General features: G+C 74.2%; 11 protein-coding genes. 5 read left to right on the forward strand and 6 right to left on the reverse strand.

Annotated elements, in window-relative coordinates:
- Positions 1–21 precede the first annotated feature (21 nt).
- Together H9657_RS17585 and H9657_RS17590 are read left to right on the forward strand one after the other, a co-directional pair.
- The gene (locus H9657_RS17585; RefSeq protein WP_191784734.1) at positions 22–2,193 is read left to right on the forward strand and encodes an ATP-dependent DNA helicase; all 2,172 of its coding nucleotides are present in this window, start codon (positions 22–24) and stop codon (positions 2,191–2,193) included.
- Positions 2,194–2,270: 77 nt separating this feature from the next.
- Entirely contained in the window at positions 2,271–3,275 is a 1,005-nt protein-coding gene (locus H9657_RS17590; RefSeq protein ID WP_191784735.1) for an L-lactate dehydrogenase, read from the forward strand.
- A 96-nt stretch (positions 3,276–3,371) separates the two neighbouring features.
- On the opposite strand, the gene lexA is transcribed toward H9657_RS17590, so the two are convergent.
- Positions 3,372–4,133, reverse strand: coding sequence for a transcriptional repressor LexA (lexA, locus tag H9657_RS17595; protein WP_191784736.1), 762 nt, complete (start codon positions 4,131–4,133; stop codon positions 3,372–3,374).
- Between the two features lie 372 nt (positions 4,134–4,505).
- Between lexA and H9657_RS17600 the strand changes: the two genes are divergently transcribed.
- From H9657_RS17600 to H9657_RS17610, 3 genes are all read left to right on the forward strand, one after another.
- Positions 4,506–4,937, forward strand: a complete 432-nt coding sequence (locus H9657_RS17600) for a LysM peptidoglycan-binding domain-containing protein (RefSeq protein ID WP_191784737.1) — start codon at positions 4,506–4,508, stop codon at positions 4,935–4,937.
- 172 nt (positions 4,938–5,109) lie between these two features.
- The gene (gene nrdR / locus H9657_RS17605) at positions 5,110–5,607 is read left to right on the forward strand and encodes a transcriptional regulator NrdR (RefSeq protein ID WP_191784738.1); all 498 of its coding nucleotides are present in this window, start codon (positions 5,110–5,112) and stop codon (positions 5,605–5,607) included.
- 103 nt (positions 5,608–5,710) lie between these two features.
- On the forward strand, positions 5,711–5,899 hold the full coding sequence (locus tag H9657_RS17610; RefSeq protein WP_191784739.1) for a DUF5302 domain-containing protein: 189 nt from the start codon (positions 5,711–5,713) through the stop codon (positions 5,897–5,899).
- An 81-nt stretch (positions 5,900–5,980) separates the two neighbouring features.
- On the opposite strand, the gene serA is transcribed toward H9657_RS17610, so the two are convergent.
- From serA to H9657_RS17635, 5 genes are all read right to left on the reverse strand, one after another.
- Complete coding sequence (gene serA / locus H9657_RS17615; protein WP_191784740.1) at positions 5,981–7,180, reverse strand: phosphoglycerate dehydrogenase; 1,200 nt, start codon at positions 7,178–7,180, stop codon at positions 5,981–5,983.
- A 102-nt stretch (positions 7,181–7,282) separates the two neighbouring features.
- Positions 7,283–9,367, reverse strand: coding sequence for a CotH kinase family protein (locus H9657_RS17620; protein ID WP_191784741.1), 2,085 nt, complete (start codon positions 9,365–9,367; stop codon positions 7,283–7,285).
- Positions 9,368–9,394: 27 nt separating this feature from the next.
- On the reverse strand, positions 9,395–10,201 hold the full coding sequence (locus H9657_RS17625) for a polyphosphate polymerase domain-containing protein (RefSeq protein ID WP_318241577.1): 807 nt from the start codon (positions 10,199–10,201) through the stop codon (positions 9,395–9,397).
- A complete protein-coding gene (locus H9657_RS17630) occupies positions 10,198–10,809 on the reverse strand; it encodes a DUF4956 domain-containing protein (protein WP_191784742.1) in 612 nt (203 codons plus the stop codon). Before H9657_RS17630 ends, H9657_RS17625 begins: the two co-directional genes overlap by 4 nt.
- 184 nt (positions 10,810–10,993) lie before the next feature.
- On the reverse strand, positions 10,994–13,243 hold the full coding sequence (locus H9657_RS17635) for a HelD family protein (RefSeq protein ID WP_191784743.1): 2,250 nt from the start codon (positions 13,241–13,243) through the stop codon (positions 10,994–10,996).
- Positions 13,244–13,437 lie beyond the last annotated feature (194 nt).

The raw sequence follows: 13,437 nt of genomic DNA on the forward strand, positions 1-13,437 counted from the left end.
GGGCGCGACTACGCTGACGCGGTGCTCGAGCCAGATCCGTCGTCCCCTCCCGACGTCGACGACGGTGCACGCGCCACGCAGGCGGCGGCCGAGGTCGACGAGCTGCTCGACCTCGCGGTCGGCGAGCTCGGCGGCGGCCGGCGCGACGGGCAGCACGCGATGGCGCAGGCGGTCGCGGACGCGCTCCGCACGGGGGAGCACCTGCTGGTGCAGGCCGGCACCGGGACCGGGAAGTCGCTGGGCTACCTCGTGCCGGCGGTGCGCCACGCCGTGCAGACCGACGAGCGCGTCATCGTCTCCACCGCCACCCTCGCGCTGCAGCGGCAGGTCCTCACCCGGGACCTGCCGCTGGTCACGACCGCGCTCGCATCGCGGCTCCCGCGGTCGGCGCGGATCGCGCTGCTCAAGGGCTGGCACAACTACCTGTGCGTGCACAAGGTCGCCGGTGGCTACCCGGCCGACGAGCAGGGCACCCTGTTCGACGTCCCGGAGCGGCCGGGCGCTGCCGAGCACCCGCCCGTGGCCGAGGACGGTGACGGCGACACCGCGCGCGAGACGCTCGGCGAGCAGGTCGTGCGGGCGCGCGAGTGGGCCGAGGACACGTCGACGGGTGACCGCGACGATCTCGTCCCCGGCGTCTCGGACCGCGCGTGGCGACAGGTGTCCGTGACGGCGATGGAGTGCCTCGGCGGTGTCTGCCCGATGCTCGCGGAGTGCTTCCCGGAGGCCGCGCGGGCGCGTGCGCGCGAGGCCGACGTCGTCGTCACCAACCACGCCATGCTCGGGATCGCGGCGTCCGGGTCGCCGGGCGTGCTGCCCGAGCACCAGGTCGTGATCGTGGACGAGGCCCACGAGCTGGCCGACCGCGTGACCGCCCAGGCGACGGCCGAGCTCTCGCTGCCCACGATCGAGCAGGCCGCGCGCCTCGCGCGACGGCACGGCGGCATCCCGACGACCGACCTCGACACCGCCGCCCAGCACCTCGCGAGCGTCATCGTGCCGCTGCCCGAGGGGCGGTTCCCGCGCGGCCTGCCGTCGGACGTCCAGCTCGCGGTCGCGGCGGTCCGCGACGCCGCACGCACGCTGCTGACCGCCCTGAAGCCCGAGTCCGGGACCCGCGACGACGGCGGCCGCAAGATGGCGGCCTCGGCGATGCTCGTGCTGTTCGAGGTCGCCGAGCGCATGGCGGCCGACCCCGAGCAGAACGCGTCGACGGTGCTGTGGTGCGCGCGGGGCGAGGACCGTCGTGGCGTCCCGACCACCCGGCTGCACGCGGCGCCGCTGGCGGTCGCCGGCCTCGTGCGCACCCACCTGCTGACCGGCCGGACGGCGGTCCTGACGTCGGCCACCCTGACCCTGGGCGGGTCGTTCGACCCGGCGGCGCGGTCGGTCGGGCTCGCGCTGCGGCCCGACGCCGCACCCGTGGGACCGGCCGAGCTCGGGACGCCCGACGCCGCCGGGGCCGCGACGCCGGGAACCGAGGTGGCGCGTGCGGATGGTGCCGCGGCCGTCGCGGCGCCGGCGCCCTGGCGGGGCCTCGACGTGGGCTCCCCGTTCGACTACCCGCGGCAGGGGATCTGCTACGTCGCGCGCCGCTTGCCGCCCCCGGGGCGCGAGCCCGCGACCGACGCCCAGCTCGACGAGATCGCGACGCTCGTCGAGGCCGCCGGGGGGCGCACGCTCGGTCTGTTCACGTCACGTCGCGCCGCGACGGTCGCGGCGGAGGCGATGCGCGAGCGCCTCGACGTCCCGGTCCTGCTGCAGGGCGACGACCAGCTGCCCACGCTGGTCGCGCGGTTCGCCGCCGACGAGCCCACGTGCCTGTTCGGGACGCTGTCCCTGTGGCAGGGGGTCGACGTGCCCGGGCCCGCCTGCCGGCTCGTGATCATCGACCGGATCCCGTTCCCGCGCCCCGACGACCCCGTGCGCTCGGCGCGTTCCGACGCGGTCGCGGCCGCCGGTGGCAACGGGTTCATGTCCGTGGCGGCGACGCACGCCGCGCTCCTGCTCGCGCAGGGGGCAGGTCGTCTCGTGCGCACGGGCGAGGACCGGGGCGTCGTCGCCGTGCTCGACCCGCGCCTGGCGACGGCGCGGTACGGGGAGTTCCTGCAACGCTCCATGCCGCCGTTCTGGCGGACCACCGACCGCGACGTGGTCCTGGCAGCGCTGCGCCGTCTGCGCGGTTCGGACTAGCCTGCCACACGGGGGTTGCGTCGCACCGGGCGGGCCGGCCCTGCGATCCGCACGCCCGTGACGAGGGGACATCACGCATGGTCGAGGAGATCGAGGGCGACGAGTTCGCTCTCAGCACGCCACCGTCCGTGCCGCGGCGCACGTCGAAGCTCGGCATCGTCGGTGCCGGCGCGGTGGGGTCGACGATGGCGTACGCGGCCCTCATGCGCGGCGCCGCCCGCACCGTGGCGCTCCTCGACGTCAACCGCGCCAAGGTCGAGGCCGAGGTGCTGGACCTGTCGCACGGCATCCAGTTCATGTCGATGGCCGAGGTGATCGGGTCCGACGACGTGTCCGTGATGGCGGACTGCGACGTCGTGATGTTCACGGCGGGCGCCAAGCAGAAGCCGGGGCAGTCGCGGCTGGACCTGGCCGAGGCCACGATCTCGCTCGTGCGCAAGGTCCTGCCGGGCATCGTCGAGGTGGCGCCCCACGCGGTCTACGTCATGGTGACCAACCCCGTGGACGTGGTGACGTACGCGGCGCTGAAGATCTCGGGCCTGCCGCCGTCGCAGCTGTTCGGGTCGGGCACGGTGCTCGACTCGTCCCGGCTGCGCTACCTCATCGCGCGGCACACCGGCGTCGCGGTGCAGAACGTCCACGCCTACGTCGCCGGCGAGCACGGTGACACCGAGCTGCCGCTGTGGAGCTCGGCCACCATCGGCTCCGTCCCGATCCTGGACTGGGCAGGTGCCGACGGCGCCGGTGCGCTGACGCGGGAGGTGCGTGACGGGATCGCCCGCGAGGTCGTCGAGTCGGCGTACCGGATCATCGAGGGCAAGGGGGCGACGAACTACGCCATCGCGCTCGCCGGCTCGCGCATCATCGAGGCGGTCCTGAAGGACGAGCGGCGGATCCTGCCCGTGTCGTCGCTGCTGGACGACTACCTCGGCATGTCGGACGTGTGCCTGAGCGTGCCGTCGATCATCGGGGCCTCCGGCGTGATGGACCGCCTCGAGGTGCCCATGTCCTCCGACGAGATCCTGGGCATGCGGCGCTCGGCGGAAGCGGTGCGCTCGGTCGCCCGGCGCTTCGGCTTCTGACCTCGCACGCTCGGACGCCGGCGGTTCGCCGCCGGCGTCCGCGGTGGTGGGGGTGGTGCCCCGGCACGTGCTCCCGGCCACCCGCCACGGACGCGCCTACAGGCTGCGCAGGACGCTCACGACGCGGCCGAGCACCGTCGCCGTCTCACCGTCGATCGGCGCGTACGCGGCGTTGTGGGGCAGCAGCCAGACGTGCCCGTCGATGCGCTTGAACGTCTTGACCGTGGCCTCGCCGTCGATCATCGCGGCGACGATCTCGCCGTTCTCGGCCACGGGCTGGCGGCGCACGACCACCCAGTCGCCGTCGCAGATCGCGGCCTCGATCATCGAGTCCCCGGCCACCTTGAGCAGGAAGAGCTCGCCCTCGCCAACGAGCTGGCGCGGCAGGGGGAACACGTCCTCGACGACCTGCTCGGCGAGGATCGGCCCGCCGGCGGCGATGCGCCCGACGACCGGCACGTAGGAGGGGGCGGGCGCGTTGTCGCGCTCGGGGGTGTCGGGGTCGAGCGTGGGGGCGTCCGTCCGGGACGCCCACGTCCCGACCGTGCGCGCGTCGTCCGGCTGGACGACCTCGATCGCACGCGGGCGGTGCGGGTCGCGGCGGAGGTACCCCTTGCGCTCGAGCGCGGTGAGCTGGTGCTTGACGCTCGACGGGCTCGTGAGTCCGACCGCGTCGCCGATCTCCCGCATGCTCGGCGGGTAGCCGCGCTGCTCGACGGAGGCCCGCACGGTGTCGAGGACGAGCCGCTGGCGCGTCGTCAGACCGTCGGCGGGCACCTCGTCCGTCTCGAGGGCGGTCACCGCTGCCGCCGCACGCGTCGCCCTGCCCTGCGTCGTCGCACCGTCCTGCACGTCCACTGCGCCTCCTGCCGTCGGTCCGCACAGGCCCGTGGCGGGCGCCGCGCGCGACGGGCGCCGGCGGCCTCGACGTCGGCGGTGGGCGTCCGGCCTGGTCAGGCCGGTGCCAGCCACGATCGGCGGTGTCGATGTCAGAGGTCGGTGGTGCACTCGTCGCAGCACTCACCCTAGGGGTGGGACGAGGTCGGATCAAACATCTGTTCGAGCGTGTCTCGACGGATGTCGGTCACCTCTGCTAGACATCGTACGTACGTTCGACGAACACACGTTCGATCGACAGGTGCTCGGCCGGCGGTTCGACCGGCAGACGTGCGCACCGGGGACTGCCGCGGCGGTCCGCAGGCGCAGGACGAGCGAGGAGAGGGGTCCGACATGAGCGCGATCGCGATCGCACCGGCACTGCGAGGGACCGCGCGGTCGCGCGCCGGGGCCCGGCCCGTGGCCACCGTGCGGACCGGGGCCGGCTCCGCGGCACATCGTCCCCGGGTCCGCGCGAGCGCGGCTGCCGACCCCGCGCCGCTGCGCCTGACCCGCCGTGGACGCGCGGTCGTCTGGTGCCTCGGCGTCGCGCTGGCGGCGGGGGTCGGGGGAGCCGCGGCCTCGGCGCAGGCCGACGGCCCCGTGGCGGCCACCGAGGTGCGCCGGGTCGTCGTCGCCCCGGGTGACACGCTCTGGGGCATCGCCGCGGACGCCACGTCGCCGGGCCAGGACGTGCGTGACGTCGTCCTGCGCCTCATCTCGCTCAACGAGCTCGCGTCGGGCGGTCTCCAGGCGGGCCAGACGATCGTCGTCCCGGTCGGATGACGTCGCGCCCGTGCCGCCGTCGCCGGTGACGGTCGGAGGTGGCGACGTGGAGGGCGAAGGGTGGCGGGCGCACGACGCGTGTTGCGGTCGCGGGCGTGACGGCTTAGCGTCGCCTGCGTCCGCACCGGCTCACGGTCGCGGGCGCCACCTGAGTCCCGCCGAGAGGTTCGCTGTGCACTGTCCGTTCTGCCGGCATCCCGACTCCCGCGTGGTCGACTCCCGTACGTCGGACGACGGGTCCTCGATCCGTCGTCGGCGGCAGTGCCCCAGCTGCCACCGCCGGTTCACCACGATCGAGACCGCCAGCCTGTCGGTGGTCAAGCGTTCCGGCGCCACCGAGCCCTTCAGTCGCGAGAAGATCGCGAACGGCGTCCGCAAGGCGTGCCAGGGCCGGCCCGTGAGCGAGGACGACCTCGCCCTCCTGGCGCAGAAGGTCGAGGAGAACCTGCGGGCTGCGGGCTCCGCCGAGATCGACGCCTACGAGATCGGGCTCGCGATCCTCGGTCCGCTGCGCGAGCTCGACGAGGTCGCCTACCTGCGCTTCGCCAGCGTCTACCAGGCGTTCGACTCGCTCGAGGACTTCGAGACCGCGATCTCCGGCCTGCGTGCCGAGCACGTCGACGGGCACGACACCGACGGCGCGGTGACGGGTTCCACGGGTCCCTCCTGAGCGTGTGCACGGCGCGCCGAGGACGTATGGGCTGGCGTCCGGGCGCCGTGTCGACCACCCTGGTACCGCCGACGACCATGTCGGCGAGCGGAGGACGATGACCATGACGCAGGACCCCCAGCCCTCGGCGGTGAGCGAGGAGGCCAAGGAGAAGTTCCGGGCCGCCCTCGAGCGCAAGAAGACCCAGGGTCACCCGACGGCGGACGGTGGCCGGAACACCGGGGCCGTCCACGGTGCGGAGACGGCGGGGCCGACGCAGCGTCGGTTCCAGCGCAAGTCCGGCTCGGCCTGACGGCACGGACCCTCGGGTCCGGACGCACGCGGGGCCGCGCAGCACGTGCTGCGCGGCCCCGCGTTCGTGCGTGCGGCGGTGTCAGTCGAGGAGCCGCAGGCGCAGGGACTCCGGGCGCCCGGCCAGGACGTCGACGACGTCGGTGGGCACCGGCGACGACACGTCGGTGACGACGTAGCCGAGCTCGCCGCGCGTCGCGAGGAGCTGGCCCTCGATGTTCACGCCGTGCTCGGCGAGGGTGGCGTTGATCGTCGCGAGCACACCGGGGACGTTGCGGTGGAGGTAGGCGACGCGGTGGGCGTCGGGACGCTGGTCCAGCGCCAGGTTGGGCAGGTTGACCGACAGGTTCGTCGAGCCCGTCATCAGGTAGTCGCGGACCTTGTTGGCGACGAACTGCCCGATCGCCTCCTGTGCCTCCTCGGTGGAGCCGCCCGTGTGGGGGGTGAGGATGACGTTCGGCAGGCCGCGCAGCTCGGACTCGAACGGGTCGCCCTTGCGCTTGGGCTCGACCGGGAAGACGTCGACCGCGGCGCCCGCGACGTGCCCGGACAGCACGGCGTCGCGCAGTGCGGCGTAGTCGACGACGAAGCCGCGCGACAGGTTGAGGAAGATCGCGCCCGGCCGCATGCGGGCGATCTGCTTGGCGCCGAACATGCCGGCGTTGCCCGCCCGGCCGTCCACGTGGAGCGTGACGATGTCGGCGGTCTCGAGCAGCTCGTCCAGTGTGTTCATCCGCCGCGCGTTGCCGAGCGCGAGCTTCTCGGACGTGTCGTAGAAGACGACCGACATGCCGAGGTTCTCGGCCAGGACCGACAGCTGGGTGCCGATGTTGCCGTAGCCGATGATGCCGAGCGTGCGCCCGCGCACCTCGTGCGCACCGGTCGCGGACTTGTTCCAGACGCCCGCGTGCATCTCCTTGTCGAACACCGTCAGGCGCCGGGTCAGGGAGATGATGTCGGCGATCGCGATCTCCACCACCGAGCGCGTGTTCGAGAACGGCGCGTTGAAGACGGCGATCCCGCTGCCCGCGGCGGCGTGGAGGTCGATCTGGTTGGTGCCGATGCAGAACGCACCCACGACCTCGAGGTCGGGCGCGGCGGCGAGGACGTCGGCCGTGACGTTGGTCTTGGACCGGATCCCCAGCACCTGGACACCGGCGAGGGCCTCGACGAGCTCGGCCTCGTCGAGCGCGCCGGTGCGCGTCACGACGTCGAAGCCGGCCGTCTCGAGGATGGTCCGGGCGTGCGGGTGCAGGTTCTCGAGCAGCAGGGCGGTGGGCACGCCCCATGGTGCTCCCGTCCCGTGCTGCGGACCAAAGTCGTCCCGAGGTACGGACGAGACCGCCCGGGACCGCGCAGGGCGGTCCCGGGCGGGCGTCGGGCGTCAGCCGGCCGCGCAGCTCAGCGTGGGGCTGCCCGCGCTGCCCGAGCCGATGAACCCGAACGAGGTCCCGGCTCCTGCGGCCAGCGCGCCGTTCCACGACACGTTGCGCGCCGTGAGGCTCGACCCGCTGCCGCTGAACGTCGCGTTCCAGGACTGGTTGACGCTCGTGCCGGCCGGCAGCGCGAGGGTGACGGCCCAGCCGGTGAGCGGAGCGGAGCCCGCCGTGACGGTGATCTCGCCCTGGTACCCACCCGGCCACGTCGAGACCGCGCGGAACGTGGCCGTGCACGCCCCGCCGGGCTGCGTCGCGGACGGGCCGGGCGTCGCGCTGGCCGTGGGCGTCGGCGTCACGCTGGGCGTGGGCGTGGGCGTGGGCGTGGGCGTGGGCGTGGGCGTGGCGCTCGGTGTGACCGTCGGCGTCGCCGTGGGGAGCGGTGTCGTCGGTCCGCCCCAGCCGGACGTCGTGTCGAGCCACGCCGCGCGCCGCAGCAGCCAGTCCTGCATGAACGACACCTGGCCGGTCCACGTCCCGGCGGTCGGCGTGACGAACGGGCCGACCATCTGCGTCGACAGGTTCGGGTAGCGCTGGAAGTTGCGCGCGGCGGCCCCTGCCAGCGGCGCCGTGAGCGTCGAGACGCGCGAGCGCAGTGCCGTGTCGGCCAGCGGGCCGCGGCGCAGCTCCTGCCAGCGCACCTTGACGCGGTTGACGAACGTCGGGTCGTTCATGAGGACCGTGAACCAGTCGGTCGGGGGGTTCTGGCGCGGCTGCTGGTACTGCCAGCCGGACACCTGGTCGTTCTGGAAGTACCCGCCCACCCCGAGCGTGAGGTCGAAGTCCCACAGCGGCCCGGCCGTGAGCAGGCCACCCCGGTCCTTGTAGAAGTACTGGCTGCGGTAGTAGGCGTCCATGTCCCGGCTGAGCTCGTTGACGATGACGAGGTCGACGAACGAGCCGACGTCGATGAGGGAGGGGTATCCCGTGGCGGGGTCGGCACGGTTCGGCGAGTGGATGGCGTCGTTCACCTGCCCGACGTACCGGGAGATGTAGTCGAGCTGGGCGGGCACGAGGTCGTCGGGGTCGTGCACCTCGAGGTCGGCCCAGCACGCCGACGTGCCCGCGCACGGCACGAGCGGCTGCTCGGACGCGAGCCACTCGAACTTGATGATGTAGCCGCCCTCGACCTTCGGGGACGTGGTGTCCTCGGGCTTGAGCTTCTTGAGGTCGAGCCGGTCCTTCTGGTTCTTGATCGTCTCCTCGAGCATGTAGACGCCGCGGTAGTCGTTCGCGGCGACGGGCTGCGCGTCGTCGTTCACGTAGACCTCGACGAGGCGGTAGCGCGGCGTGTGCAGCCCCATCTCGCGCCCGATGTCGTACATGAGCGCCTCGCGGACGAGCGACTTGTCGGCGAACGGCCCGCGCAGGACCCAGTCCGACTCGGCCGGCATGCCGAAGAAGGGCAGGTCGTTGTCGTCACCCGCGTTGTCCCACAGCTCGAGCCGGTACGGCTTCTTGTCGAACATGCGCGACGACTGCCCGCGCAGCCGGTACCCGGCCCGGGTCACGAGCGCGGGGTCGGCCGTGAGCGTCGTCGAGCCGCCCTGCGGCTGCAGCTCGATGACCGCGGAGGCGTGGTAGTCGTCGGCCACCGCACCCTTGCCGAAGGAGTCGAGCACGAGCACGGGCAGGTCGTGGCTGGTCGTGACGGTCGTCGCGACGTACTGCGCGGAGCCCGGCTCCCCGCTCGCGGTGCCCCCGACGAAGGCCTGTGCGCGCACCTCGGTGCTGCGCGTCAGGCTCAGCGGCCCGGAGGCGACGGGTGAGGACGACGTGGGCGCGGACCCGTCCGTCGTGTACCGCACCTGCGCTCCCGCGACCGGGGTGCCGAGCGTGACCTGCAGCGTCCCGGTGAACGCCTTGCTCGGCACCGAGAACGTGACGTCGCCCGTCAGTCCGGCGTCCGTGGCGGCGACGACCGCCGCTGCGGGCGCGGGCGCGCCGGTGGCGACCGTGGGGCTGAGCAGGGGGACGCCCAGCGCACAGGCCAGCACCCCCGCCGCGAGCGTGCGGGTGGTCCGTCGTGACATCGTCGTCTCCTCGGTGGTGGGTGCGGGTCAGCTGTGCGCGTAGGCCTCGACGGCGCTCGCGCTGTGCGGCAGCAGGTGGCGGCGCAGCGTGCGGTGCCAGCGGTTCGCCGGCAGCTCGGGCTGCAGGGCTGCGAGGCCGGTCGCGTACTTCGAGATGCTCAGCGGGCGGTGGCCGTGCGCCCACAGCAGCCGGTCGGCGGCCGACGCGGTCGAGCCGGTCTTGGTCTCGACGACCGCGAGGCCCCGCAGGTGCAGCGGCCGGCGACCGTCGTGCCACAGCAGGTCCACGTCGACCGTGAGGCGGCTGTCGGAGTCCGGCAGCAGGATGGTGGCCCGCCGGTAGCGCGTCAGCAGCGTCGGTGACCAGTCCATCGACTCGGCCCCCGTGATGCCGTGGGCCGCGAGCGTCGCGGTCACGAACGGCAGCGCCGGGTCGACGGTGCTGCGCTCGTCGAGCAGGTGGGGCACCCGGTCCTTGACCGTCGTCCCGCGGGCGCCGCGGGTCTTGACCTCGATCCAGCACAGCGCGGAGTCCACGTAGGTGCGCGTGCGCACCTTGAACCGTCGCCGGCGCCGGTGGGCGGCGAGGTGGTAGGCGAGCAGGTCCGGGGTGTCGAAGTACACCGACTCGTACTCGAAGAGGCGCCGGGACCCGATCTCGAGCACCTGGGCGTCGCGGGGGAGCACCCGCACCAGGGCGCCGACGTCGTCGACGGGCACCAGGTACTTGCGGTCGACGCGCGTGAGCAGCCCCGCACGCTCGACGAGCTCGTCGAGGCCCACCGGCACCAGACGCGCGACGGGGTCCTCGAGCAGGTCGGCGTCGGCCGTCACGAGGCGGCCCCGGTCGACGTGCGCGCCGCGTCGCGGGGGGCCTGCGCGTGCCCGCGTCGCCGCGCGGGCGGGACCGTCTCGTACCGGACGTCGACCCAGGTGGTGTCGTTCACGAGGTCGATCCGCTGCACGGCCACCTGGTGCACGCGCGCCCCCAGCATGCCCTCGAGGCGGGCCACGAGGGCGACCCGGTCGAGCACCGCGCCGTCCAGGACGAGCTCCTGGCGCTGGTGCCGCCGCATCACGCGCGGGTGGTCGGCCAGGAGCACCGCGACGAGCAGGAGCGCCATGAAGGCGATCGAGTGCCACAGGGCACTGCCCGGAAGCGCTCCCAGGATCCCGAGGGCGAGCGCGGCGAAGTAGTAGGCCACCTCGCGCTGGTCGATCTCGGTCGAGCGGAGCCGGATGATCGACAGCACGCCGAACAGGCCGAGGCCGAGCCCGGCGCCGATCGTCGCGGATCCCAGCGTCGAGGCGACGGCGAGCACGCCGACGTTGACGCCGAGGAACGCGACGACGAGGTCGCGTCGCCGGTGGCGGCGGAAGTACGTCCATGTCAGCAGGCCGATGCCCGCGAGGTCGGCGCCGATGAGCACGAGCTGGTCCATGCGTGGTGCTCCCCCTGGTGGTTCTCCTGCGCTGTGGGTGGCGCCCGGGTGGACAGCGGGTGAACATCCGGGGCAGGGCAGGACCATGGGTCGGCGCGCGAGCGCCGTCAACCGTGCTAAACGTTTGCCGTGACGATGTGACGTTCGATCATGACTGGGGCCTCGCGGCCTCGTCGCGACCCGGTCAGGCGGGGTCGTCGAAGCCCGCGGGCAGGTCGCTCGCGTGCACCACGTGCAGCGCGTGCGTCGGGCGCGTCATCGCGACGTAGAGGTCGCCCGCGGACGCCGCGAGCACCTGCGCGGGTTCGACGAGCACGACCACGTCGAACTCGAGCCCCTTGGCCTGGGTCGGGGTCAGGACCACCAGCGGGGCCTGCAGGTCGACGGCGTCACCGGCCGGGACCGTGTGCCCGGCGGCGGCCAGCTCCGCACGGATCGCAGCCGTCCGGTCCGCGGCGGCGACGACCGCGACCCGGCCCGCTCCGGCGGCGTCCCGCACCTCGGCGACGCGCCGGTCCGCGGCCGCCGCGGCGGCCGCGGCGAGCGCGTCCTGGGTCACGCGCTCGCAGGTCAGCGCGTCGGGCACGTCGCGGGCCGACGTCTGCGGGCTGACGGGCAGCCCTGCCGCGAGCGCCACCCGGCGTGCCGCGGCGGCCACCACGGCGGGCGTCCGGTAGTTCACGGTCAGCTCGGCGAGCCGCCAGGTCCCGCGCAGCAGCGGGTCGAGCATCGCCGCCCAGTCGTGCGTCCCGGCGGGGGAGGACGTCTGCGCGACGTCGCCCACGATCGTCAGGGACCGCGTCGGCACGCGCCGCAGCAGCGCGCGCCACGCCATCGCGGACAGCTCCTGCGCCTCGTCGACCACGACGTGCCCGTACGTCCACGACCGGTCCGCCGCGGCGCGCTCGGCCGTCGTCAGCGACGGGCCGGAGCTCGCGAACCGACCCGCGAGCGTCTCCGCCGAGACCATGTCGCCGGCGCCCGTGCTGCGCAGCACCTGGCGCGCGTACTCGACCTCGGCGGCCTGCCGCTCGGCGTCGGCGCGCGCCTGCGCCCGCTCCGCCTGGTCGTCCTCGCCGAGCAGCTCGGCGGCCTCGTCCAGGAGCGGCACGTCGGCGGGCGTCCACGGCGCGTCGGCCGGGCGCGCCAGCAGGGCGCGCTCGTGCGCCGACAGCTCGGGTGCCGCGGCGTCGAGACGGTAGGGCTTGGTCCACAGGTCCGTGAGCAGGCGCTGCGGCGTGAGCGGCATCCACGCCAGGTTCAGCGCGATCCGGATCTCCCGGGTCGAGCGCAGGTCCTCGACGATCTCCGCGCGGTCCTCGGGCGGCACCTCCCAGCCGAGCTGCTGCACGTACTGCTCCGCGAGCCGCGCGAGCATGTCGCGCACGAAGGTCACGCGCGCCTGGTTGTGCGGCCGGTTCTGGCGGCGCGCACGGCCGATCGCCGCAGCGACGTCCTGGGGGCGCACGACGACCGTGCGGCCGTCGACCCGCACGCGCGTGGCCTGCTGCGGGACCCGCTGGCGCTGCCGCACGGCGCGCCCGACGACCCGTGCCATGACGGTGCTGCCCTTGAGCCGCGCCACCTCCGCGGGCTCGGTCCCGCGCGCCTCGACGCCCGGGTACAGGTCCGCGATCGTCGCGGTGACCACGCCGGTCTCCCCGAGGGAGGGCAGCACCTGGTCGATGTAGCGCAGGAACGTGCGCGAGGGCCCGACCATCAGCACGCCGGAGCGCTCGAGCAGGCGCCGGTGGGCGTAGAGGAGATAGGCGGCCCGGTGCAGCGCCACGGCGGTCTTGCCGGTGCCGGGCCCGCCCTGGACGACGAGCGCGCCCGTCAGGGGGGAGCGGATGACGGCGTCCTGCTCGGCCTGGATCGTCGCGACGATGTCGCCCATCCGGCCGGTCCGGGCGGCGCCCAGCGCGGCGAGCAGCGCCCCCTCGCCCGACACCCCGGACAGTGACGCCGGGTCCACGCCGGCCTCCGCGAGCGCCTCGAGGTCCAGCACGTCGTCCTCGAGGCCCGTGACGCGCCGACCCGACGTGACGAGGTGGCGCCGCCGCACGACGCCGTCGGGGTGCGCCGCGGTGGCGCGGTAGAACGCCTGGGCGGCCGGAGCCCGCCAGTCCGTGAGCAGCGGCGTCTGCTCCTCGTCGGTCAGCCCGATGCGGCCGATGTAGCGGCGCTCCCCGTCGCGCAGGTCGAGGCGGCCGAACGCGAGCCGGTCCTCCACGGACTCCAGCTGGGCCAGCCGGTCCTCGTACAGCGTCGCGAACGCGTCGCGCTCGGAGCGGTTCTGCGGCGAGCCGGACGGCCCCGCGCGGCGCACGGCCGCCAGGCGGCGGCGGGACTGGGCGCGCAGCTCGTCGAGGCGCCCGTACAGCCCGTCGACGACCTGCTGCTCACCGACGAGCTCGCTGTCGATCGCTGCCACCCGTCGCACACCCTCCGAGACGCCGGGTCGCACGCCCGGTCGCGGCACCCCGCACGGTCGCGCGGTGCCCCGCCCTCACGGGCGGCCGTCCATTATCCGCTCACCGGGGCCGTCCGTGGCACGTGCGACGCGCGGTCGTCGCGCCGGTCGGCGGTACGTGTCGACGCCCGTCCTGGCTTACAGTGCGTCGACAC

The sequence above is a fragment of the Cellulomonas avistercoris genome (assembly GCF_014836445.1).
Lineage (GTDB): Bacteria > Actinomycetota > Actinomycetes > Actinomycetales > Cellulomonadaceae > Cellulomonas > Cellulomonas avistercoris.

Bases quoted from the DNA above. Each gene is read 5' to 3' on its own strand.
- H9657_RS17590 (WP_191784735.1), top strand. From the start codon at position 2,271: ATGGTCGAGGAGATCGAGGGCGACGAGTTCGCTCTCAGCACGCCACCG.
- H9657_RS17600 (WP_191784737.1), top strand. From the start codon at position 4,506: ATGAGCGCGATCGCGATCGCACCGGCACTGCGAGGGACCGCGCGGTCG.
- H9657_RS17610 (WP_191784739.1), top strand. From the start codon at position 5,711: ATGACGCAGGACCCCCAGCCCTCGGCGGTGAGCGAGGAGGCCAAGGAG.
- H9657_RS17620 (WP_191784741.1), bottom strand. From the start codon at position 9,367: ATGTCACGACGGACCACCCGCACGCTCGCGGCGGGGGTGCTGGCCTGT.
- H9657_RS17630 (WP_191784742.1), bottom strand. From the start codon at position 10,809: ATGGACCAGCTCGTGCTCATCGGCGCCGACCTCGCGGGCATCGGCCTG.